A 20724-nucleotide genomic window follows, 5' to 3' on the forward strand; every position below is an offset into this window, starting at 1 on the left:
CCTGAGCGGCGCACAAGAAAGAGGGGCGGCCCGATGGACCGCCCCTTAACCCTCCAATATCTCGAAACGTCAGCCGGCGAGCGAAAGTTCTGCCGATGACTGCCCCGCAGGCTTGGCCGGGTCTTTCGACTGGCCGGAACCCTGCGCCTTGGGCGCGCTTGCGTTTGCCTTGTTGCGCAGCGGGGCGAAGCGGCCATCGACTGCAGCGCCCTGCTCGATCGTCAGCGTGTCATAGCTGACATCGCCCTTGATCTTCGCGGACTTCAGCACGACGAGGTTCTTTACCTCGATCGTGCCTTCAACGGAGCCGGAAAGGCGCGCCGTATCGGCCTTGATCTCGCCTTCGACCCGGCTCTCCTCGCCCTGCACCAGGCTGGCGCAGGCGATATTTCCGATGACCTTGCCATCGACATGCAGGTCGGCGCTGGCTTCCACGTCACCGCGGATGGTGACATCAGTGCCGATCACGGAAAACGTGCTGCCGGAATTAGTGCTCATGGTTTTCGCTCGCGGTTGGGGCGAACTCTGTTCGGACTTGTTCGAGAACATGGGGGGCTCTTTCCAAAAAGGGTCGCGGGTTGACGGGATTGCCGTTGATACGGACTTCGAAATGCAGGTGCGGGCCGGTGGAACGGCCGGTGTTGCCAATGTCGCCGATCCGGTCACCCGCATCGACATGGTCGCCGACTTCGGCGCGGAAGGCGGACATATGAGCATAGCGCGTCACCATACCGCCGCCATGGGTGATCTCCACCACCTTGCCATAGCCGTTCTTCCAGCCGGCGAACGTCACGCGGCCATCGGCAGCGGCGAAGATCGGTGACCCGTGCGGCGCGCGGAAATCGAGGCCGTTATGCATCGCAGCGCGGCCACTGAACGGGTCGCGACGGTGCCCGAAGCCGGACGAGATGGAATTGAGATCGGCAGGCATGACCTGCGGGATCTGGTCGAGGCCCTGCTCCAGCGCGCTCATGCGGGCGAGGCTGAGACTGAGGCGTTCGAAACGCGGATCGAGCGAGCCATCGCTTTCGGATGCCACGCTCTCGAACGGACCACCCATTGCAGTGTTGGACGCGGAAACGACTACACGCGGATCGACGCCCAACTGGCGCATCGCCTGCTCGGCGCGCTCCGCACGGCGGTCTGCATAGCGGGTAAGCCGCTCCACGAATGCGAGCTGGCGCGCTTCCATGCGGGCGACGCCTTCGGCTTGCGGGAACACGTCGCGGATCATGCTGATGAGCTCTTCGCTCTCGGCGCTGGAATCGGTGACGGTGTCATTCGCCTCGGCGACGATATCTTCGGGCAGGGTCTCGACGATGCTGTCGAGCATGTCCTGTCGCGCCTGCAGATCGGCTACCGTTGCTTCCAGATCCTGCGAATAGGCATCGAACCGCTCTTCCGAGGTGGCGACCTGCGCCTCGCGCTCCAGCAGGGAAGCGCGTTCGCTGCTCGCCTGCCACTGGCTGATCGCCATGGCGCCCATCGAGCCTGCATAGACCAATGCGATGGCAGCCGCGCTGCCCGCAGCGATCATCTGCATCCGTGTGGTGATGGTGAGGAAGCGGACCTGGCCCTGCGAGCGCATGAAAAACTCACGCTCCGGAAAGTAGGTCCGCAGGCGGTCCCAAAATCCGCCCTTGGATGAATGTGTCAAAACGACCCCGTGATCCCGTGTGGTTGTTATGCCAGCTGGGATAACGCTCACATCGCTCGCGTCAAAAGCTGGTGTTAACCTTTGGGGCGAGTTGAAAGGGTCGCGGGATGAATCGTTTCATCGGTGACAAAAAATCTTACAAGTCCGGGAACCAAACGCGGCGTCGGCGTTTTTCACCGCCGCTTCCGCCGGACCGATTCGGTCCTGACACTGCCCTGCCCTTTTGATACGAGCCGCATGGATGGACCATGCCAGGGATATGTCAGGCGCGGATGATGCGCTGGTCGCCGAACTGGCGACGAAAGGCCGCGCGGCGCAGCGCGTGTGGGCGTCTGCCGGCGATACGCAAAAGGCAGATGCGCTGCGGGCGGTGGCGAAGGCTCTGCGCGAAAGCGGCGCTGCGGTCCTTTCGGCCAATGCGAAGGATGTAACGGCTGGCAGGGAGCGCGGCCTGTCCGCTGCCCTCCTCGACCGGCTGACGCTCGATGAAGCACGGCTGGAAGGCGTGGCGGCAGCCATCGAGAATGTCGCGTCGCTGCCCGATCCGGTCGGACAGGTGATCGACACCAGCACCGCGCCTGCCGGCTTCGCGCTGGAGCGGCGGCGCATCCCCATCGGCCTCATCGGCATCATTTACGAATCGCGCCCCAATGTTACCGCCGATGCCGCAGCGCTCTGCCTTCGTTCAGGCAATGCGGCGCTGCTGCGCGGCGGCAGCGAGGCGCTGCATTCCAATCGCGCCATCCATGCAGCGTTCGTGGAGGGGCTGTCGCGGACAGGCCTGCCCGCCGGCGCGGTACAACTCTTGCCGACGCAGGACCGCGAGGCCGTATCTGCCATGCTGCGGGCGGCTGGGCTGATCGACATGATCGTGCCGCGCGGGGGCAAGGGGCTGGTTGCCCGCGTCCAGGCCGATGCGCGCGTGCCGGTGCTCGCCCATCTCGATGGTATCTGCCACACCTATGTCCACGCCGCCGCCGATCCTGCCATGGCGCATCGAATCGTGATGGACGCCAAAATGCGCCGCACGGGCATTTGCGGGGCGATGGAGACCCTGCTGCTCGATGCGAGCTTTCCACAAAACGCTTCCATCCTTGCGGCATTGGCCGATGCGGGCTGCGAATTGCGCGGCGATGCCCGGGCACAGGCCATCGATGCCCGCGTGAGCGCCGCCGCGCCGGAAGATTGGGACACCGAATATCTCGATGCCGTGCTGTCGGTCGCCGTGGTGGACGGTCCGGACGATGCCATTGCGCATATCGCCCGCCATTCCTCCGGCCACACCGAGGCCATCGTGACGGGGGACGAGGATGTCGCCGCGCGCTTCCTGCGGGAGGTCGATAGCGCGATCGTGATGCATAACGCCTCCACCCAGTTCGCCGATGGCGGCGAGTTCGGGCTGGGCGCGGAAATCGGCATTGCGACGGGCAGGCTGCATGCTCGCGGTCCGGTCGCGCTGGAGGGTCTGACGACGTACAAATGGCTGGCGCGCGGCGACGGAAACATTCGCGGGTGAGACACGGCGGACCGATTACCGGACTGCTCGGCGGCAGCTTCAATCCGGCGCATGGCGGACATCGCCGCATCACGCGCTTCGCTATCGAGGCGCTGGGGCTGGACGAAGCATGGTGGCTGGTCTCGCCCGGCAATCCGCTCAAACCGCGCGAGGGCATGGCCCCGCTCGCCGCGCGGGTTCAATCCGCCAAGGCGCAGGCCAAACGCGCACCGATCCGCGTGACCGCGATCGAGCGCGAGCTGGGCACGCGCTACACCGTCGATACGCTCGCCGCGCTCACACGCCGCTATCCCAAGCGCCACTTCGTGTGGCTGATGGGCGCGGACAATCTCGCCCAGTTCCACCGCTGGAAGGACTGGCGGCGTATAGCGCGCACGATGCCCATTGCCGTGATCGCCCGCCCGGGGTATGACGATGATGCCTTGGCGAGCCCCGCCATGGTCTGGCTGCGGCGTTACCGGTTGTCCGCATCCCGATTACGCAACCGGGGCGAATGGAGCGCTCCTGCGCTGATAGAATTGCGTTTCGATCCCGATCCGCGTTCGGCCACACAGATACGCCGGGCGGATCCTGACTGGGCAGACCGGTTTGCCGGGCCTGCGCCGCGGGACGAGGTGACGCACTCCCCTATCACGGATACGGTCAGCGGGGTGGATGCGTGAGGCTCCGCCGCCGGAACCCTTTCGTCCATAACCCCATTATACGGAGCATGACCATACGCGATGCCAGCTGCTATCACGGGAACCGCGAGTTCCACTCCATCCAGCCCGTCCGCTGCCAGCACGTCCATCTTTTCCATGTCTGACACCACCACACCTATCGACGCCGAGCCCGGCTCCCTCCACGCTCTCGTCCTGCAACAGCTGGATGACGACCAAGCGCAGGAGATCGTCTCCATTCCGCTGCAAGGCAAAAGCTCGATTGCCGATCACATGGTGGTCGCCTCGGGCCGCTCGACCCGGCAAGTCGCCGCCATGGCGAACAAGCTGGCCGAGAAGGTGAAGAAATCGGGCAAGGCCATGCCCCGCATCGAAGGCCTGCCCGCTGCCGACTGGGTGCTGATCGACGCCGGCGACGTGGTCGTCCACCTCTTCCGCCCCGAAGTGCGCAGTTTCTATAATCTCGAGCGCATGTGGGGCTTCGGCGAGGACGGCGAATCCCGCCAGATGGGCAGGGCGTAGTTGGCTTAGCCTCAAGCGCCGGCGCTCGCGTCCGCTCGCTTAGGCTTTCGCCCTATCGGGCGGCGCGCAATTGACCGACGGTCAGCTACGCTTCCGCGCGCTGTCGTCGCCTTCCAGGCGCCGAGAATCTCGTCAATCATTTTAAACGCTCTGTTCTCGGGCGCGACCAGCGACAGACCTAGGGCGAACGCCCGCCCGCAGGTGCCGCGCAGGCGAAGCCGGAGCGAATAGCACCGAGGAAGCTCCGACGGATGTCGGAGCGTAACCCTAAAGATCACGCTCCAACCCGCGCTAAATCAGCTAACATGCGCCAATGCTCCTCCACATCATAGCCCGCGGAAAGATCGCCCGATCGCCGGAGGCCGAGCTGGTTGAGCGCTATGCCAAGCGCATCGCGTGGCCGCTCAAGCTGACCGAATTGCCCGAAAGCGGCGGCCGAATTCCCGATCCGCTGACGCCCTACAAGACTGTGCTGCTGGACGAGCGCGGCAAGAATCTCGGTTCGGAGGAGTTCGCGCAAATCCTCGGTCGCTGGCGTGATGACGGGATGCGCGAATGTCGCTTCATCATCGGCGCGGCGGACGGACATTCCGACGCCGAGCGTGCCGAGGCGGACCTGCTCATCAGTTTTGGGAAGGCGACCTGGCCGCACCTGCTCGCCCGCGCCATGCTGGCAGAGCAGCTGTTCCGCGCTACCTCCATCCTTGCAGGCCACCCCTATCATCGGGCAGGATAGCGAGGTCTGATGCACCGCGCATTCCTCCTCATCGGCTCCATCGCCTTCTGCGCTGCCGCTGCCGCAACCGGGCAGAACGCGCCCGTCGATGACAGCCCGGACGCGATGCGCGAGGCGCTGGCCGACGCCTTGCAAGAGCGGGAAGCCGCCGAACGGCGCAGCGCGCGTTTCGAGGAAGAGGCTGCCGAAGCCGAGAACGCAGCCCAGCGCGCTGCCCGTGAAGCTGCTGCGCTCGCTGCCCGTATCCAGCAGGCCGAGGCGGGCATCACGGCAGCGCGTGCGCGCATGGCGATGATCGACCGGCAGCAGGCGAACCTGCGTGAAGAATTGGGACGCGAGCAGCAGCCCGTCGTCGAGCTGATCGCCGCCCTGCAACAGGCCTCGCGCCGTCCGCTGGCCCTGTCGGTCATGCAGCCCGGATCGGTGAAGGACATCGTGTATCTGCGCGCCATCCTCCACAACCGGATCCCGCAAGTGCAGGCGGGCACGCGCGACCTGCGCACCCGGCTGGACCGCGCCCGCGAATTGCGCCGCGTCGAGCTCGCCGCCACCGAAGCCCTGCGCGCAGAGGAAGCCGAACTTGCCGCCCGGCGCGAGGAGCTGGCCGAAATCGAAACGCGCGAGCGACTTGCCGCCCGCTCTGCCGGGGGCAGCGCCAGCCGCGAGGCGGAACGGGCGCTGGCGCTCGCGGAAGAAGCGCGCGATCTTGACGGGCTGGTGGACGAGCTGGATCGCGCCGCGGCTTTACGAGAGCGGTTAGCAGCCCTGCCCGGGCCACGCTTGCGGCCGGCCCGTCCGGAAGATGCGCAGAGCGAGGCCGATGCCGCGCCCGTGCCGTCAGCAGCCCGGGCGAGTGCACCGACGCCCTATGTGCTGCCCGTCGCCGGGCGGACAGTGACGGGCTTCGGCGCGCCACAACATTCAGGTTTGAGCCGAGGGCTCACGCTCGCTCCAATCGCCGGGGCGCAAGTCGTGTCGCCCGCGGCAGGACGCGTCGTTTTCGCCGGACCCTATCGCGGTTATGGCCGGATCGTCATTGTCGAACATCGTGCTGGCTGGACTAGCTTGATAACCGGATTGGCACGCGTCGATGTCAATGTCGGGGACGATCTGGTGTCCGGCTCTCCGCTCGGAACAGCTGCGTCGAGCGACCCGCGCATTACGCTGGAACTGCGACAGAATGGCGAGCCCGTGAATCCGTTATCGCACACCCGCTGACGTCCCTCGACGGGGCACCGCCTCCTCCATCAGTGCATCATCTGGCGTTAAGCACGGCCATGCGATAGTCTGCCCCAAGGGACACTCGATCACTCGCCCAAGGATTCGCTTTATGAAGTTTGCCGCCGCCATCCGTGCCGGTGCCCTGTGCACCGCCGTCGCTCTCCTGCCCGCCACCACGGCGGCGCTTGCGCAGGTGGAGGGGCGCGCCTCGCCGGAATTTGCAGCTCTCTTCGCCACCTACCAGCGCATCAAGGCCAGCTATGTCGAGCCGGTGGAGGACGAAGTTCTCATCCGCGGCGCAATCGACGGCATGCTCGCCGCGCTCGATCCGCACTCGGCTTATCTCGACGGACAGGCGCTCGACCGCCTGACCACGATGATCGACGGCAATTACCAGGGGCTGGGCATTTCCATCATCGGTGAAGAGGGCGCGGTCAAAGTCATCTCGCCCTTCCGCGGCAGCCCCGCCGAACAAGCCGGCATCCAGGCTGGCGATTACATCACGCATATCAATGGCAATTTGATCTACGGGCTGGAGCTGGAAGAAGCCATCGCACAGATGCGCGGACCGGCGGGCACCGATATCGAGGTGACGATCTTCCGCCCGGGCCGCGAGGACAGTTTCGAGGTGACCGTGACCCGCGGCCTGATCGAGCTGGAGCCGGTGACCTGGGAGCTGCTCGACGGCAATATCGGCCACATCAGTGTCAACGAATTCTCCGCCGATGTGGGTGACGATGTGCGCGATGCGCTACAGGCGCTACGCTCCGATGCGACGGGCCAGCTGAATGGCCTCGTGCTCGACATGCGCCGCAATCCGGGCGGCTCACTGGAAGAAGCGGTGCGCCTGTCGGACCTGTTCCTCGATGCAGGTCAGGTCGTCTCCCAGCGCGGACGGACGCGGCGCGACACAATCTATTACGATGCCGAAACCTATTATCGCGGCGATGTGGCCGAGGGGCTGCCGATCATCGTGCTGATCGACGAAGGCTCCGCCTCGGCCAGCGAAATAGTGGCGGGCGCGCTGCAAGACCATCGCCGTGCACTGGTGATGGGCGAGCGCAGCTTCGGCAAAGGCAGCGTGCAGACGCTGCTGCCGCTGAGCCGCGACACCGCCCTCAAGCTGACGACCGCGCGCTATTACACGCCGTCGGGCCGCAGCGTGCAGGAAGGCGGGATCGAGCCCGATATCCGCGTGCCACAGCTCTCCGATCCCGATGCCGAGCGCCGTCAGCGCCTCGCCTTGCGCGAAAGCGATCTGCGTGGGCACTTGGTGGGCGAGATCGGCGTCGAGGACGAGAACCTCGAGCGCGACCGCCTCGACGATCCACGCTTCCAGCTGACGGCGGAAGAGCTGGCCGAGCAGGGTATCGAGGACTTCCAGCTCGACTACGCCGTGCGCGCGCTGCGCCGTACGGCCGGCGTGAATGTGGCGCGGAATTAGAGGCGAGCAGGCTGGAAGCTTGCGCGTTGCGCTCATGGACACGATAAGGTTTCCATGACCACCCCTCTCCCCCGCTCCGACAAACTGGCGCAGCGTCTGGCGCTCGCCATACCCGCGCTGCTGCTGGCCGGTGCCTATGTGTCCGAATACGGTTTCGGGCTGTTCCCTTGCGAGATGTGCTGGTGGCAGCGCTACCCGCATTTTGCCGCAATCGGGCTTGCCCTGATCTCGACCTTCGCAGCGCAAAAGCGGATGTGGATCGGCCTCGCCGCGCTCGCCATCGCCATATCCGGCGCCATTGGCGCATTCCATGCAGGCGTCGAATACGGCTGGTGGCCGAGCCCGTTGGGCTGCACCGGCTCAAATCCGTTCTCGCTCGAATTCGTGCGCTGCGACGAAGCGGCGTGGAGCCTTTTCGGCATTTCGCTTGCCGGTTGGAATGCCCTCCTTTCCATCGGCAGCGCCGTCGCCATATGGGTGTTACTACTCGCAAAGGAGCGCGCGTGATGGGCAAGAGCCGTGAAGAGATGATCCGCGTCGACCAGGCGGGCGAATTCGGCGCAACGCGCATCTATGCAGGGCAGCTGGCCGTGATGGGCGATCGCGGACCGCATTCGGCGGAAATCCGCGCCATGGCAGAGCAGGAGGCGGGGCACCGTGCCGAATTCGACGCCTTGATGGCGAGGCGCGGCGTGCGCCCCACGGCGCTCCAGCCGTTCTGGGATGTCGCGGGCTATGCGCTGGGTGCGGGCACGGCGCTGATCGGGCCGGAAGCGGCCATGGCCTGCACCGCCGCGGTCGAAACAGAGATCGACAAGCACTATTCGCAGCAGCTCGACGAGCTGGAGCGTGACGGCGACGATCCGGAGCTGGCCGACATGATCCACCGGTTCCGCGAGGATGAGCGCGAGCACCGCGATGCCGCCATTGCCCATGGCGCGGAAAATGCACCTGCCTATCCGCTGCTGTCTGTCGCCATCCGGCTCGGCTGCCGCGCCGCCATTCGCATTTCGCAGAAGATCTGACGCGGCCCAAAGCGCAAAATCGCGACGGAAACTCCCGCTTCATCATGCGTTCAACACGCGAAGCGCCCAATGCGCCCTGAAATGACTCGACGAGGATGACATGACCCGCACTCTGCCAATCGCCGCCGCCGTCGCAGCCCTTGCTGCCGGGCTAGGCTCCGCCCCCGCTGCCGCGCAAAGCCAGCCGGGCGACCGGGTCAACACCGTCATCATCTATGGCGACGACGAATGCCCCACGTCCACTGGCGACACGATTACGGTCTGCGCGCGGCTGGACGAGAGCGAGCGCTATCGCATTCCGCCCAATCTGCGCTTCAGCAATTCGCCCGAAAACGAAAGCTGGAGCGAGCGCGTCCGCTCGCTGGAAACCGTCGGCGATTTCGGCCCGCTATCCTGTACGCCCGTTGGCGCAGGCGGGGAACTGGGCTGTACGCTCGAGATGATCGAGCGCGCCTATGAAGAGCGCGAAAGCGGCAGCACCGTCCGCTTTGCCGAGCTGATCGCCGCCGAGCGGGCAGAGCGCCTGTCCACCATCGATGCAGAGGCCGCTGCGATGCAGGCCCGCGTCGAGGAGCTGGAAGAGGCCGAATTACAGCGCCGCCGCCAAGCGCAGGCGCAGCCCGTGGGTGCCGAAGTGGTCGATCCCGATGCACCGCCGCCCGAAATCCTCGATCCGGACCGCGTGCCGCCGGGCGATCTGCCCGCGCAGCCTCTGGATGACGGCGAAGACGAAGGTCCGCGCCCGATCGGTCCGACACCGCAGCCGTAAAACTCCGGCAATTCCGACCGATCAGGTCAGCGCGATATCGGGCGCATCTTCCTGCTTCATGCCGACCACGTGATAGCCGGCGTCTACATGATGGACCTCGCCCGTCACGCCGGATGACAGGTCGGAGCAAAAATAGAGGCCCGATCCGCCCACATCGTCGATAGTGACATTGCGGCGCATGGGCGCGTTCAGCTCGTTCCATTTAAGGATGTAGCGGAAATCGCCGATGCCGCTCGCAGCCAGCGTCTTGATCGGCCCGGCGCTGATCGCGTTCACACGGATGTTGTCCGGCCCAAGATCGTTGGCGAGATATTGCACGCTCGTTTCCAGCGCCGCCTTGGCCACCCCCATCACATTGTAATGCGGCACGACCTTTTCGGCGCCGTAATAGGTGAGCGTGAGGATGCTGCCGCCATCTTTCATCAGCGGCGCGGCGCGCTTGGCGGCGGCGACCAGCGAATAGGCCGAGATGTTCATCGTGTTCAGGAAATTCTCGAGGCTGGTATCGAGATACTTGCCGCGCAGCTCGTTCTTGTCGGAAAAGCCGATGGCATGGACGAGGAAATCGAGCTTGCCCCAGCGGCTCTCGATTTCGGCAAAGGCGGCGTCCATCGCATCCATATCGGCCACATCGCACTGGATCAGGAGATCGCTGCCCACGCGCTCTGCCAGCGGGCCGACGCGCTTGGCCAGCGCCTCGACCGGGTAGGAGAACGCCATTTCGGCGCCCTGCTCATGCAGCTTCTGCGCGATGCCCCAGGCCAGCGACTTGTCGTTGGCGAGGCCCATGATCAGCCCCTTCTTGCCCTGCATCAGTCCGGTCATGCGGCAGTGTCCTCCAGTCTGGCAGGCGAGTCGTGATCGCCCGCAATTTCGGTCTCTGTTTCGTCCAATGGCTCGCCATCCGCGTCCTCATCGGTCGGTTCGGCAAGGGCGGCGTTGAGCTCCGCGCCTGCGACCATCCCTAAGCCCACCAGCCAGAAAAAGAAAAGCGCGATCATGAAGCCGGCCAGCGATCCGTAGGTGAGGTTGTAGCTGAACAGGCTGCGCAACACGGGCGGCAGCGCCAGCGTTACCGTGATCCACCAGCCCGCCGTCAGCGAGGCGCCCGGCCATTTGGGATATTTCTTGCCGCGATAGGCGGCGGGCGTCAGCGCCACGAAGAGCAGCCAGATCGATAGCAGCAGGCCGAAAGCGGGCACGATGCGCGAGAGCGACAAGCGCCCCAGCACGTCGTTGAACTGCGGGAAATACGCCTCGATCACCTGCTGCGCAGCGCCGATCATCACCTGCGCCAGCAGAGATGTCATCAGCAGCAATACCGAAGCGATGATGATGCCGGTGGAGAACAGGCGGTATTTCCAGAACGCCTGCGTCGCCTTGGTGCCATAGGCGCGCCGCAGGATATCGCGGATCGTCTCGACCAGGCTGCCCACGGTCCACAGGCCGAAAGCCGCGCCGACCCACAGCAGCCAGCCGCTGCGCGCCTCCACCACATTTTCGGCGACCGGCCCGATGACTTCGCCGACGACGGGCGGCACGGCCGCGAGGATCGCATTGATGGTGGCAGCGCGTTCCGCTTCCTCGCCCACGGCCGCGAAGATGGCGGAGGCGACGATGAAGAAGGGGAAAATCGCCAGCACCGACATATAGGCAAGGTTGCCTGCGTGGATGGTGCCATCGTTGAAACAGCCGACCGCTACCCGTTTCGCAACCTCGTAAAAGCGCGTGCCCGGGCTGACGTGAGCACGCAAGCGGGCGAGGTGCCCGGGCGAATCCAGTGCTTCACGGCGCCGGGCTTCGGGCGAGAGATCGGGCCGCGGCGGGCCTGGCCTTGCTTCCTGTTCGCTGATCCCGGGCGGAGTCATCGCTCAGGCGGTTAGCAAGGCTTTTGCCTAAAGTCCCATGTTTTCACGCGGATTGCCGGTATCGCTCCAGCCGCTAAGCTTTTCGGCCAGTGCCGAGACATCCTCGGGCAACTGGATTTCCAGCGTAACCAGCTGGTCGCCGCGCGTGCCGTTCTTGCCGGTAAAGCCCTTGCCCTTGAGCCGCAGCACCTTGCCCGAACTGGAGCCTGCCGCGATGGTCAGCATCACCGGCCCATCCACCGTGGGCACTTTGATCTTCGCGCCGTTTACCGCTTCATCGAGCCTGATTGGCAAATCGACGCGGACATTATCACCATCGCGGCGAAAGTACGGATGCGATTGCACGTCGATCACCACGATGCCGTCACCCGCGCCGCCCGGGCCCTGCTGGCCCTTGCCCTTGAGGCGCATGGTGGTGCCGTCTTCGACACCAGCGGGCAGCGACAGGTCGATGGTCTTGCCATCCGACAGTGTCACGCGCTGCTTCGCGCGAGTGGCGGCGTCCACGAAGGGGACGGAAAGCGAATAGCGGATGTCGGCGCCCTTGCGCGGCGGCGGGGGAGGTGGCTGGCGAAAGCCGCCCGACGGTCCGCGCCGTCCGCCTCCTCCTCGCGAACTGCCGCCGAACAAGCCTTCGAACAGGTCGCTCAAATCCATGTCGTCGCCGCCGCCGAAACCCTGGAAATCGCGCGCCGTATATTGTCCGCCTGCACCGCCGGAGCCGGGCCGGAACCCGCCCCCTCCGCCCATACCGAATGGCATGGTCGGATTGCCCTCGGCATCGATTTCCCCGCGATCGAACTGCGCGCGCTTGGTGCTATCGGACAGCAGGTCATAGGCATTGGTGACCTTGCTGAACTTCTCCGACGCCTGCGGATTGTCCTTGTTGCGATCGGGATGCAGCTCTTTCGCCAGCTTGCGATAGGCGGACTTGATGTCCTTCTCGCTCGCATCGCGGCTAACGCCAAGCAGGGAATAGGGATCGGCCATGGTGTGTTAGCTAGGTAGGTCGCGAAGATTCGGCAAGGCGGGGATCATCGCGAGGGCGTCATCTTCTGATGCGCGTGCCGATCACGCTGCGATTGCGGCGCCGCCAATGTCCGGCAAAAAACCCGATCAGCCAACACAGCGAACCACCTGCGAAGACGGCGGTGGCCCAGACGAGACGCTGCGTGAAGGATTGCGAGGGGTCATCGGCGAACCAGTCTCCGACAAGTCCGACAGCGCTTATGCCGAAAGAGAAGAAGGACATCGATCCCAGCGGGAATTCATTGAAGGTGGCGGACGTATAGCCGTACCAAGCCGCGAGCAGCGGCGGGGCTATCATCAGCAGGATCAGCAGCGCCACCAGGGCGTAGATGGCGACAGTTTCCATGGCCCTACGTCCTAACCTGCCACCCGCTGCCATGCAAATGCGCGGCCTTTCCTACACATACCAAACGTCTATAGGCTGGCCGACATGTTTAAGAGCCCTGCCCATACCGACCACTTGCTTATCTTTCCGCTCGCATTCTGCGCGACCGCTTTTTCTGCTTCAGGACAGTGCTCCAGGTGCTCCAGGTTAGCACCGTATCGGGGGCGCGCTGCATGACGGACACATCCGACAACGCCATTCCCGTTACCGACCCCTTCGCCCTGTTCGATGCGTGGTTTGCCGAAGCGCAGGAGAGCGAGCCGAACGATCCCAACGCCATGTGCCTCGCCACGGCGACGCCTGCCGGAATGCCGTCGGCGCGTATGGTGCTGCTGAAGGGGCACGGTGCTGAGGGCTTCGTGTTCTATACCAATGCCGAAAGCCGCAAGGGCGAGGAGATCCGCGCCAACATGCAGGCAGCATTGCTGTTCCACTGGAAGAGCCTGCGCCGCCAGATCCGCATCGAGGGGCCGCTGTCCGAAGTGAGCGCGGCAGAGGCCGATGCCTACTTCCACTCGCGCCCGTTCAAGAGCCAGGTCGGCAGCGCAGCCAGCGACCAGTCGCGCCCGCTGCCATCGCGCGAGACCTATACTGACCGTGTGGACGAACTGGCCGCGCGCTATGAGGACGCTGGCGAAGTGCCGCGTCCGCCGCACTGGACCGGCTTTCGCCTGTCACCCGTCGCCATCGAGTTCTGGACCGACCGACCCAACCGTCTGCATGAACGCCGCCGCTTCACCCGCACGGGCGAGAGCGCGGCATGGGACAGCACGCTGCTGTATCCATGAGCGATAGGCCATGACCGACACCCGAGCCTCCCTTACACGCAGCGCCGCCATCGCCTCCATCACGGTGGCGCTGGTGCTGGCGGTGCTGAAGGGCTGGGCGACGTGGCAGACCGGTTCTACCGCCATGCTGGGCAGCCTTGCCGATACGGTGCTGGACCTCGTCGCCAGCCTCGCCGTACTGCTGGCCGTGTGGGTCGCGGCGCATCCCGCTGACGAGAACCACCGCTTCGGCCATGGCAAGGCAGAGGCGCTGGCGGCCATCTTCCAGGTCATCCTCATCACCCTGTCGGCAGGCGCCATCGCCTTTCGCGCCATCCAGCGGCTGGTCGAAGGCGGGGAAACACAGGCCGCCGATACCGGCATCGCCGTCTCCGCCATCGCGATCGTGCTGACGCTCGCTCTGGTGGCGTGGCAGCGGCACGTGGTGCGGCGCACCGGGTCGCTCGCCATCCAGACCGACAGTGTGCACTACCAGAGCGACCTGTTGCTGAACCTCGCGGTGATCGGTGCGCTCGTGCTCGACCAGTATCTGGGTGTGCGACAGGCGGACCCGCTCTTCGGACTTGCCATCGCTGCATGGTTGCTGTGGAATGCGTATGAGGCATCCTCCGAAGCCATCGACCACCTGATGGACCGCGAATGGCCGGAGGAGAAACGACGCGCTTTCGTGGAAGCGGCGGCGCGCCATCCCGAACTGTCCAACCTGCACGATTTGCGCACCCGCACCAGCGGCACGGCGGACTTCGCGCAGTTCCATGTCGACCTGCCCGCCCGCATGAGCGTGGGCGAGGCGCATGACATCATCGAGCGAGTCGAGGCAGACCTGACCAGCCGATTCCCTGGGCTGGAACTGCTGATCCATATCGACCCGGAAGGCCATGTGGACGAGCCGGGCAATCCGCTGGTCGAGACCGACGAATTTGCGAAGCTGGAGAACGATACATGAGCCGTAATGCCATCCCCTACTGGCATGTCGATGCCTTCGCCTCCAAACCGTTCGAGGGCAACCAGGCTGCGGTCATGGTGCTGGAGGAATGGCCGGACGATAGCGTGCTGCAGGCCATCGGCGAAGAGAACAACTTTGCCGAAACCGCCTTCGTGGTGCGCGACGAGAGCGGCGAGGCCGACTGGGAGCTTCGCTGGTTTACGCCGACATGCGAAATCCGCCTGTGCGGCCATGCCACGCTGGCCAGCGGGCATGTGCTGTTGACCCGGGATGGCGGCGATGCGGTGCGGTTCCGCACTCGCAAAGCTGGCATTCTGGAAGTCTCCAAATCTGAGGCAGGGTACGATCTCGCTTTACCCGCGATCCCCATCGAGCGCGGCGAGTTTGCCGAAGCGGTGCAGCATCTGGGCGCGCAGCCGCAGGAAGTGTGGCTGAATCCCGATGGCTACGGCATCTACCTGTTCGAGAAAGCCGACGATGTGCTGAGGCTGGAGCCTGATGTGCGCGCACTGGGCACATTGGGTGATGACCAGTTCATCTGCACCGCGCCCGGCATGGATACCGACGTGGTCAGCCGCGTCTTCGTGCCCGGCGGCGGCGTGGACGAGGATAGCTTCACAGGCTCAGCCCACGCTGCGCTGACGCCGTTTTGGGCGGCAAAGATGGGCCGCGACAGCTTCACCGCGTACCAAGCCTCGCAACGCGGCGGGCATGCGACCTGCACGCTGGCAGGCGACCGTGCGATCCTGTCAGGCGATTGCGTTACGGTCGTGGAGGGGACGTTTCACTTGGCCTGATTTCCAGCGAAGGCTGGAATCTCTTGCTCATGGCACTCGGCCCCTGCCTGCGCAGAGGCTCCGCTAACGCTCCGGGTAAAGCGCAACAATATCGGCCAGCGCATCGACCAGCGCCGCGCGCTCTTCACCATCGGTCTTGCCCAGGCGCGCCAGCGTCAGCCCCTGTTCCGGCGACACGATGATGTACTGCCCCAGATGCCCGACGGCGGCGAAGGCGGTGTCCGGCCCCTGCTCGGCGAACAGTGTATCGCGCCCTGTCTCGCTGTCGCGATTGAGCCAGAGCTGGCCGCCATAATCGGGCGAAGCGGGGCTTGGCGTGCGCATGAAGTCGATCCACCCGCGCGGCACGATCTGCGCGCCGGCGACGGAGCCGCCATTGCGCAGGAACTCGCCGAACTTCGCCCAGTCGCGCGCCGTCGCCCAAATATGGCTCCCGCCGATCAGCGTACCATCGGCATCGTACTCGCCCACCAGCGATGTCATGCCCAGCGGTACGGCGAGCCGCGCATCGAGATAGTCCGCCATCGTCTCCATCCGCCGCTCGGCGCTCTCGCCCGGCGCGATGGTCTCGGTGGCGATGTCGGAGAGGATGACGCTGGTCGCGCTGGAATAGGCGAAGGTGGTGCCCGGCGCCGCGCTCAGCGGTTGCGCTTCGGCCCAGCCTGCCATGTCGTCCCGCCCGTCGAGGAACAGCATGCGCACCTCGTCAGACAGATAGGCGGGATCGCTCGCTTCCTCATGCCGCAGGCCGGAGCGCATCTGGATGAGGTGCCGCAGCGTGATGGCGCTGCGCGGATCGCCCGCGCGCTGCCAGCTTTTGACCGGGGCGGGATCGTCCAGCCGTAGCCGTCCATCGGCCACCATCATGCCGAGCAGAACGGCGGTCACGGTCTTCGACATGGACCAGCCGGTGAAGCGAATGTCCGGCCCGTAATCCTCGGCATAGCGCTCGGCGACGATCTCACCGCGATGCATCAGCACCAGCGCGCGCGTTTCGCCGATGCCGTCTGCGGTGAAGAGCGTATCGATAGCGCGGGCCAGTGGCTCTCGCGGCACGCCGGGTTCGACGGCGACGGCGGCCATCGCCTCTTCCGGAACGGGCGGCAGCGGCGGCGGCCCTTCCTGAGCACACGCGGGCAGCACCAAGGCAAGGCCCGCCAATGCACAAAGCCATGGCGAGCGGGCGGCGAGGCGGCTAGGGGCGGGGGAAGACGGCATGGGAATAGCCAGGCGTCTTTCGATCAGGAGCCGCCAAATGGCAACCGCAAAACAAGGCCGAACAAGGGGACGCATCGGGTGGCGGAAACCGCTCGCCGTGCTCGTGCTGATCGGTGTGGCAGCGGTGTGGTATTATGCAGAGCCCATTCGCGGATATTCGCAGACCGCCACGGCCTATGCGGCCAAGAATGCCTGCTCGTGCCGCCATATAGGCGGGCGCGCACTCGATAGCTGCAAGGACGACTTGCTGCCCGGCATGGGGCTGGTCTTCTTGGGCGAAGACGAGGCGCAGCAGAGCGTCACCGCTCGCATACCGCTGGTCGCCAGCACCACGGCGCAGCACCGTGAGGGCTTTGGCTGCGTGCTGGAGCCCTGGGAAAGCTGAGCGTCAGGCGGGAACCTTCTCGGTACCTTCGATCCAGCCGCCGCCAATCACGCGCTCGCCAGCATAAATCACGGCTGCCTGCCCGGGCGCGACGCCGTATTCGGGCTGCTCGAAGCGGATGCGAACGCTCGCGCCGTTACCCAGCGGACCCTCCAGCTTGACGGGCACAGGCTTGGCCATGGAGCGGACTTTTGCCGTCAGCGGCATATCGGGTAGCGGCCCGATGCGGTTGGTTTCCACGATCTCCGCGCTGCTTACCGCCAGCAGGCGACGCGGTCCGACCAGCACCTGCGCCCTCTCCGCATCCAGGCCGACGACGTAAAGCGGCTCCGGCTGGCCACCGATGTCGAGACCGCGCCGCTGGCCGACCGTGTAGTGGATGATGCCCGGATGCTGCCCCAGCACATCGCCGCTTGTCGCATGCACGATCTCGCCTGCACGCCCGCCTTCGGGGCGCATGGCTTTCACGATCTTCGCGTAATCGCCATCGGGCACGAAGCAGATATCTTGGCTGTCGGGCTTGTTGGCGACGACGAGGCCGAAGCTCTCGGCAATGATCCGAACCTCGCTCTTTGGGAGGCCGCCCAGCGGGAAGCGGATGTAATCGAGCTGCTCTTCGGTGGTGGCGTAGAGGAAATAGGACTGGTCGCGTCCCGGATCGGTGGCGCGGTGCAATTCCGGCCCTGCTTCGCCGATCACCCGCTGCACATAATGCCCTGTGGCGAGGCAATTGGCGCCCAGTTCCTTCGCCATTCGCAGCAGATCGGTGAATTTCGGGCCCATATTGCAGCGGATGCACGGGATGGGCGTTCTGCCTGCGAGATATTCGTCGGCAAACGTCTCCACCACTTCCTCGCGAAAGCTGCTTTCGTGATCGAACACGTAATGCGCGATGCCCAGCCGGTCCGCCACCATGCGTGCATCCCGGATATCGTCGCCTGCGCAGCACGCGCCCTTGCGGCCCGTCGCCGCGCCGTAGTCGTAAAGCTGGAGGGTGATGCCCATCACTTCGGCCCCGGTGCGCGCGGCGAGCGCGGCCACAACAGAGGAGTCCACGCCGCCTGACATCGCCACCACGATCCGGCAATCGGACGCGGGGCGCGGCAGGTCGAAAAGCTCTTCGGCGTTAACCGAGAGTGGCAGGGTGGCGATATCGGACATGATGGCGCGCCGCATACACGTTTGCGCCGCGCGCGCCAAACCCTGATGCGCGCGTCAACACCGCGTTAATCGGTGCTTTACCGCTTCTTGACGCTTCACCGTTACAGCCGTTGCCATGTTCGAAGGAAAAATCCCCCAGGCGCCTGACTTGAAAGGCGATTCCGGCACCCGCCGCGCAGACGATGCGCTGTGCGAAGTCGAATGGTCGGACCTTGTCGCACGGTTGAGCGCGGCGCGCGAGATGCGTGGCCAGGTCGAGCAGGAAGAAAGCGAATCGCTGGCAAGCTTCGATGCGCATTCCGCCCGCCACCTTGCGGCGCATGGCGATGGCGATGCGGTCTCTGACGCGCTTCGCAACCAAGAACAACGGCCTGTTAACCCTGATGGTTTAGGCAATCGCAAAGACGCATCGGCAAACAGTATCGACCACGACCATGGTAGTGCGGCTGCCGACCGAGGAAGCATATGATCGAGAACCAGAAAATCCGTCCGGCACAGGTGATCGGCCCCCTCGGGGAGCCGCTGACCGTCGACGACCTGCCTTCGCCGAAGACGAAGCGCTGGGTCGTGCGCCGCAAGGCCGAGGTGGTGGCAGCCGTGAATGGCGGCTTGCTGACGATCGACGAGGTTCTGGAACGCTACGGCCTGACGCTGGAAGAATTCGCCGGTTGGCAGCGCGCCGTCGATCGCAGCGGCATGCAAGGCCTGCGCGTGACCCGCATCCAGCATTATCGCGACCTGTACGAGCGCCAGCTGAAATACTGACGCGCCGGCCTGCGAGGCAGCGAACCTCCTATCGACGTAATCTCTCGGAACATCGCGCTGCGCACGCCGTTTCTCCGTGCATGACCCAATGAACAGGGTTCATGTGAGGAGAAACGGGAATGATCGATTTCATTATTATGATTATCGTTGGCGGTATCGCCGGTTGGCTCGCCAGCATGGTGATGAACCGCGATGCCTCCATGGGCATCTTCTGGAACATCGTCGTCGGCATTATCGGCGGCCTGATCGGCGGCTGGCTGCTGGGCCAATTTATCAGCTTTTCGCCCGAGTGGCTGAGCTATCTCGTCACCGCGACGATCGGTGCCGTGGTCCTGCTGGCCATCGTCAACCTGATCCAGCGTGGCCGCGTGCGGTAACCGCAACGAACCAAGCGTAACCAATCGGGGGCGGAAAGCATGGCTTTCCGCCCCTTTTTGCTGTGCCGCACACATTCATCGGACATAATTGCGCCTTGGCAGAGCGGTGCATTGCATAGCCAACACGCTCGGCGCTATGGGCGCGTGGGACGGCGACATGCGCCGGTCGCGCAATGCAAAGCGATGTGCTATTGCGCGGCGCTTAGACGGATAGGGCGTTTCGCCGATGAATTACGAAACGAGAATGGATCTCTCCGACCGCGGCAGCCGCCTCGTGGCGGAGGACGACGCGGTCGCCGACGAACAGCGCGCGAAGAAGCGCCGCCTGTGGATCGTGCTCGGCATCCTTGTTGCAGGTGCGCTGATCGCCGCCTTGCTGCTTTCCAGCGGTGAAGAGCAGGTACCCTTTGCCGCGGAAGAGAATGAAGGCAGCATTCCCGTTGTTACCGTCATCGCTCCCGGAGCAAGCACGCTGCAGGGCATCATCAATGCCACCGGCACGCTGGCCGCGCGGCGCGAGATACAGGTCGGCGCGGTGGGCGAAGGCGGCCGGGTGGTGCGCGTCGCTGTCGAAGCCGGCGATTGGGTGCGTGCCGGACAAGTGCTCGCCGTGATCGATCGTTCGGTACAGAACCAGCAGGCCAGCGCGCAGGCAGCACAGATCGACGTGGCACAGGCAGATGCCGAACTGGCGCAGGCGAATCTCGACCGTGCGCTGCAACTGGTGGAGCGCGGCTTCATCAGCCAGGCCGATATCGACCGGCTGACCGCCACCCGCGATGCCGCCGTCGCGCGCGTGCAGGTCGCCCGCGCGCAGCTGGCGGAGCGGCAGGCGCGCAACGCGCAGCTCAATATCGTCGCACCCGCGGCCGGTCTGGTGCTTACTCGCGACGTGGAAGCGGGCCAGGTCGTCGGGCCAGGCTCTGGCAGCCTGTTCACCATTGCGCGCGGCGGCGAGATGGAATTGCTGGCGCTGTTGGGCGAGGAAGATCTCGGCCTAGTAAATGTGGGCGCGACCGGGCAGGTCACGCCTGTCGGCACGGACGAGACCTTCACCTGCCAGGTCTGGCAGAAATCGCCCATTATCGACGAGCAGACCCGGCAGGGCACAGCGCGCTGCGCAATGTCTTACGATCCGGCGCTGCGCCCGGGCGGCTTTGCATCCATTGCGCTCGGTAGCCAAGCCGTTGTTGCTCCGCGCCTGCCCGAAAGCGCTGTCTTGTCGGACGATCGCGGCTCCTACGTCTATATCGTGGACGATGAGGGACTGGTCGAGCGCCGCGATGTGGAACTCGGCATGATCAGCGATGAAGGCATCGCCATTGCAGGCGGCCTGCGCGGAAACGAGCGCGTGGTCGTGCGGGCCGGCGGCTTCCTCACCGAAGGCGAGCAGGTGCGCCCAGTGCGCGAAGGCGAAAGCGTGAGCGACGCCGAAGATAGCGACGGCTGACGGCAC

At 65.1% G+C, this 20724-nt stretch carries 25 protein-coding genes; 16 read left to right on the top strand and 9 right to left on the bottom strand.

The genetic code is table 11. From position 1 onward, the window contains the following. Positions 1–69 precede the first annotated feature (69 nt). On the bottom strand, positions 70–498 hold the full coding sequence (locus BMF35_RS03590) for a bactofilin family protein (RefSeq protein ID WP_047006949.1): 429 nt from the start codon (positions 496–498) through the stop codon (positions 70–72). Continuing rightward, complete coding sequence (locus BMF35_RS03595; protein WP_047006950.1) at positions 488–1657, bottom strand: peptidoglycan DD-metalloendopeptidase family protein; 1170 nt, start codon at positions 1655–1657, stop codon at positions 488–490. The genes BMF35_RS03590 and BMF35_RS03595 overlap by 11 nt, the downstream gene beginning before the upstream one ends. 241 nt (positions 1658–1898) lie before the next feature. On the opposite strand from BMF35_RS03595, the gene BMF35_RS03600 reads away from it, so the two are divergent. The 9 genes from BMF35_RS03600 (at position 1899) to BMF35_RS03640 (ending at position 9549) form a co-directional block, all read left to right on the top strand. Next, complete coding sequence (locus tag BMF35_RS03600; RefSeq protein WP_047006951.1) at positions 1899–3173, top strand: glutamate-5-semialdehyde dehydrogenase; 1275 nt, start codon at positions 1899–1901, stop codon at positions 3171–3173. Beyond that, positions 3137–3835: a nicotinate-nucleotide adenylyltransferase gene (locus BMF35_RS03605; protein WP_047006952.1), complete on the top strand. Its 699-nt coding sequence runs from the start codon at positions 3137–3139 to the stop codon at positions 3833–3835. Before BMF35_RS03600 ends, BMF35_RS03605 begins: the two co-directional genes overlap by 37 nt. Positions 3836–3970: 135 nt before the next feature. Next, complete coding sequence (rsfS, locus tag BMF35_RS03610; protein WP_156172130.1) at positions 3971–4354, top strand: ribosome silencing factor; 384 nt, start codon at positions 3971–3973, stop codon at positions 4352–4354. A 313-nt stretch (positions 4355–4667) separates the two neighbouring features. Beyond that, positions 4668–5090 (top strand): 23S rRNA (pseudouridine(1915)-N(3))-methyltransferase RlmH, encoded by a 423-nt coding sequence (locus BMF35_RS03615; RefSeq protein ID WP_047006954.1) that lies wholly within the window; start codon positions 4668–4670, stop codon positions 5088–5090. Positions 5091–5099: 9 nt separating this feature from the next. Next, positions 5100–6308, top strand: a complete 1209-nt coding sequence (locus BMF35_RS03620) for a murein hydrolase activator EnvC family protein (protein WP_052766051.1) — start codon at positions 5100–5102, stop codon at positions 6306–6308. 112 nt (positions 6309–6420) lie between these two features. Further along, positions 6421–7755: a S41 family peptidase gene (locus BMF35_RS03625; protein WP_047006955.1), complete on the top strand. Its 1335-nt coding sequence runs from the start codon at positions 6421–6423 to the stop codon at positions 7753–7755. Positions 7756–7809: 54 nt separating this feature from the next. Next, positions 7810–8262 carry a disulfide bond formation protein B gene (locus BMF35_RS03630; RefSeq protein ID WP_047006956.1) on the top strand — a complete coding sequence of 151 codons (453 nt, stop codon included), beginning with the start codon at positions 7810–7812 and terminating at the stop codon, positions 8260–8262. Beyond that, positions 8262–8780 (top strand): demethoxyubiquinone hydroxylase family protein, encoded by a 519-nt coding sequence (locus BMF35_RS03635; RefSeq protein WP_156172131.1) that lies wholly within the window; start codon positions 8262–8264, stop codon positions 8778–8780. Before BMF35_RS03630 ends, BMF35_RS03635 begins: the two co-directional genes overlap by 1 nt. A gap of 100 nt (positions 8781–8880) precedes the next feature. Beyond that, the gene (locus tag BMF35_RS03640; RefSeq protein ID WP_064971413.1) at positions 8881–9549 is read left to right on the top strand and encodes a hypothetical protein; all 669 of its coding nucleotides are present in this window, start codon (positions 8881–8883) and stop codon (positions 9547–9549) included. Between the two features lie 21 nt (positions 9550–9570). On the opposite strand, the gene fabI is transcribed toward BMF35_RS03640, so the two are convergent. The 4 genes from fabI to BMF35_RS03660 are packed head-to-tail and all read right to left on the bottom strand — an operon-like array spanning position 9571 to position 12792. Beyond that, on the bottom strand, positions 9571–10374 hold the full coding sequence (gene fabI, locus BMF35_RS03645) for an enoyl-ACP reductase FabI (RefSeq protein ID WP_047006958.1): 804 nt from the start codon (positions 10372–10374) through the stop codon (positions 9571–9573). Further along, positions 10371–11417 (bottom strand): YihY/virulence factor BrkB family protein, encoded by a 1047-nt coding sequence (locus BMF35_RS03650; protein WP_082115682.1) that lies wholly within the window; start codon positions 11415–11417, stop codon positions 10371–10373. Before BMF35_RS03650 ends, fabI begins: the two co-directional genes overlap by 4 nt. A gap of 27 nt (positions 11418–11444) precedes the next feature. Continuing rightward, positions 11445–12407 (bottom strand): DnaJ C-terminal domain-containing protein, encoded by a 963-nt coding sequence (locus BMF35_RS03655; RefSeq protein WP_047006959.1) that lies wholly within the window; start codon positions 12405–12407, stop codon positions 11445–11447. Between the two features lie 58 nt (positions 12408–12465). Then, a complete protein-coding gene (locus BMF35_RS03660) occupies positions 12466–12792 on the bottom strand; it encodes a hypothetical protein (RefSeq protein ID WP_047006960.1) in 327 nt (108 codons plus the stop codon). A 212-nt stretch (positions 12793–13004) separates the two neighbouring features. Between BMF35_RS03660 and pdxH the strand changes: the two genes are divergently transcribed. The 3 genes from pdxH to BMF35_RS03675 are packed head-to-tail and all read left to right on the top strand — an operon-like array spanning position 13005 to position 15362. Continuing rightward, positions 13005–13619: a pyridoxamine 5'-phosphate oxidase gene (gene pdxH / locus BMF35_RS03665; protein ID WP_047007578.1), complete on the top strand. Its 615-nt coding sequence runs from the start codon at positions 13005–13007 to the stop codon at positions 13617–13619. 10 nt (positions 13620–13629) lie between these two features. Further along, positions 13630–14565, top strand: a complete 936-nt coding sequence (locus BMF35_RS03670) for a cation diffusion facilitator family transporter (protein WP_047006961.1) — start codon at positions 13630–13632, stop codon at positions 14563–14565. Further along, entirely contained in the window at positions 14562–15362 is an 801-nt protein-coding gene (locus tag BMF35_RS03675) for a PhzF family phenazine biosynthesis protein (protein ID WP_047006962.1), read from the top strand. Before BMF35_RS03670 ends, BMF35_RS03675 begins: the two co-directional genes overlap by 4 nt. A 63-nt stretch (positions 15363–15425) precedes the next feature. Here the strand turns inward: BMF35_RS03675 and BMF35_RS03680 are convergent, their stop codons facing one another. Beyond that, positions 15426–16580, bottom strand: a complete 1155-nt coding sequence (locus BMF35_RS03680) for a serine hydrolase domain-containing protein (RefSeq protein WP_052766052.1) — start codon at positions 16578–16580, stop codon at positions 15426–15428. A gap of 37 nt (positions 16581–16617) precedes the next feature. Here BMF35_RS03680 and BMF35_RS03685 point away from each other — a divergent pair, with 37 nt between their 5' ends. Further along, the gene (locus BMF35_RS03685; protein ID WP_052766053.1) at positions 16618–16965 is read left to right on the top strand and encodes a hypothetical protein; all 348 of its coding nucleotides are present in this window, start codon (positions 16618–16620) and stop codon (positions 16963–16965) included. Positions 16966–16968: 3 nt separating this feature from the next. Here BMF35_RS03685 and mnmA read toward each other — a convergent pair whose 3' ends face one another. Next, positions 16969–18126 carry a tRNA 2-thiouridine(34) synthase MnmA gene (mnmA, locus tag BMF35_RS03690; protein WP_047007581.1) on the bottom strand — a complete coding sequence of 386 codons (1158 nt, stop codon included), beginning with the start codon at positions 18124–18126 and terminating at the stop codon, positions 16969–16971. Beyond that, entirely contained in the window at positions 18092–18487 is a 396-nt protein-coding gene (locus tag BMF35_RS13540) for a hypothetical protein (protein ID WP_162273598.1), read from the bottom strand. Before BMF35_RS13540 ends, mnmA begins: the two co-directional genes overlap by 35 nt. A gap of 104 nt (positions 18488–18591) precedes the next feature. Here BMF35_RS13540 and sciP point away from each other — a divergent pair, with 104 nt between their 5' ends. From sciP to BMF35_RS03710, 3 genes are all read left to right on the top strand, one after another. After that, positions 18592–18891, top strand: coding sequence for a CtrA inhibitor SciP (gene sciP / locus BMF35_RS03700; RefSeq protein WP_047006964.1), 300 nt, complete (start codon positions 18592–18594; stop codon positions 18889–18891). Between the two features lie 119 nt (positions 18892–19010). Then, the gene (locus BMF35_RS03705; protein WP_047006965.1) at positions 19011–19268 is read left to right on the top strand and encodes a GlsB/YeaQ/YmgE family stress response membrane protein; all 258 of its coding nucleotides are present in this window, start codon (positions 19011–19013) and stop codon (positions 19266–19268) included. A gap of 226 nt (positions 19269–19494) precedes the next feature. Next, on the top strand, positions 19495–20718 hold the full coding sequence (locus tag BMF35_RS03710) for an efflux RND transporter periplasmic adaptor subunit (RefSeq protein ID WP_047006966.1): 1224 nt from the start codon (positions 19495–19497) through the stop codon (positions 20716–20718). Positions 20719–20724 lie beyond the last annotated feature (6 nt).

It is taken from the genome of Aurantiacibacter gangjinensis (genome assembly GCF_001886695.1).
In the GTDB taxonomy this organism is placed as follows: Bacteria; Pseudomonadota; Alphaproteobacteria; order Sphingomonadales; family Sphingomonadaceae; genus Alteraurantiacibacter; species Alteraurantiacibacter gangjinensis.

Coding starts and splice junctions, on each gene's coding strand:
- BMF35_RS03670 (WP_047006961.1), top strand. CDS start 13,630: ATGACCGACACCCGAGCCTCCCTTACACGCAGCGCCGCCATCGCCTCC.
- sciP (WP_047006964.1), top strand. CDS start 18,592: ATGATCGAGAACCAGAAAATCCGTCCGGCACAGGTGATCGGCCCCCTC.
- BMF35_RS03615 (WP_047006954.1), top strand. CDS start 4,668: ATGCTCCTCCACATCATAGCCCGCGGAAAGATCGCCCGATCGCCGGAG.
- BMF35_RS03625 (WP_047006955.1), top strand. CDS start 6,421: ATGAAGTTTGCCGCCGCCATCCGTGCCGGTGCCCTGTGCACCGCCGTC.
- BMF35_RS03710 (WP_047006966.1), top strand. CDS start 19,495: ATGAATTACGAAACGAGAATGGATCTCTCCGACCGCGGCAGCCGCCTC.
- pdxH (WP_047007578.1), top strand. CDS start 13,005: ATGACGGACACATCCGACAACGCCATTCCCGTTACCGACCCCTTCGCC.
- BMF35_RS03630 (WP_047006956.1), top strand. CDS start 7,810: ATGACCACCCCTCTCCCCCGCTCCGACAAACTGGCGCAGCGTCTGGCG.
- BMF35_RS03600 (WP_047006951.1), top strand. CDS start 1,899: ATGGACCATGCCAGGGATATGTCAGGCGCGGATGATGCGCTGGTCGCC.
- BMF35_RS03640 (WP_064971413.1), top strand. CDS start 8,881: ATGACCCGCACTCTGCCAATCGCCGCCGCCGTCGCAGCCCTTGCTGCC.
- BMF35_RS03605 (WP_047006952.1), top strand. CDS start 3,137: ATGGCTGGCGCGCGGCGACGGAAACATTCGCGGGTGAGACACGGCGGA.
- BMF35_RS03590 (WP_047006949.1), bottom strand. CDS start 498: ATGAGCACTAATTCCGGCAGCACGTTTTCCGTGATCGGCACTGATGTC.
- rsfS (WP_156172130.1), top strand. CDS start 3,971: ATGTCTGACACCACCACACCTATCGACGCCGAGCCCGGCTCCCTCCAC.
- BMF35_RS03675 (WP_047006962.1), top strand. CDS start 14,562: ATGAGCCGTAATGCCATCCCCTACTGGCATGTCGATGCCTTCGCCTCC.
- BMF35_RS03635 (WP_156172131.1), top strand. CDS start 8,262: ATGGGCAAGAGCCGTGAAGAGATGATCCGCGTCGACCAGGCGGGCGAA.
- BMF35_RS03650 (WP_082115682.1), bottom strand. CDS start 11,417: ATGACTCCGCCCGGGATCAGCGAACAGGAAGCAAGGCCAGGCCCGCCG.
- fabI (WP_047006958.1), bottom strand. CDS start 10,374: ATGACCGGACTGATGCAGGGCAAGAAGGGGCTGATCATGGGCCTCGCC.
- BMF35_RS03680 (WP_052766052.1), bottom strand. CDS start 16,580: ATGCCGTCTTCCCCCGCCCCTAGCCGCCTCGCCGCCCGCTCGCCATGG.
- BMF35_RS03705 (WP_047006965.1), top strand. CDS start 19,011: ATGATCGATTTCATTATTATGATTATCGTTGGCGGTATCGCCGGTTGG.
- BMF35_RS03620 (WP_052766051.1), top strand. CDS start 5,100: ATGCACCGCGCATTCCTCCTCATCGGCTCCATCGCCTTCTGCGCTGCC.
- BMF35_RS03655 (WP_047006959.1), bottom strand. CDS start 12,407: ATGGCCGATCCCTATTCCCTGCTTGGCGTTAGCCGCGATGCGAGCGAG.
- mnmA (WP_047007581.1), bottom strand. CDS start 18,126: ATGTCCGATATCGCCACCCTGCCACTCTCGGTTAACGCCGAAGAGCTT.
- BMF35_RS03685 (WP_052766053.1), top strand. CDS start 16,618: ATGGCAACCGCAAAACAAGGCCGAACAAGGGGACGCATCGGGTGGCGG.
- BMF35_RS03660 (WP_047006960.1), bottom strand. CDS start 12,792: ATGGAAACTGTCGCCATCTACGCCCTGGTGGCGCTGCTGATCCTGCTG.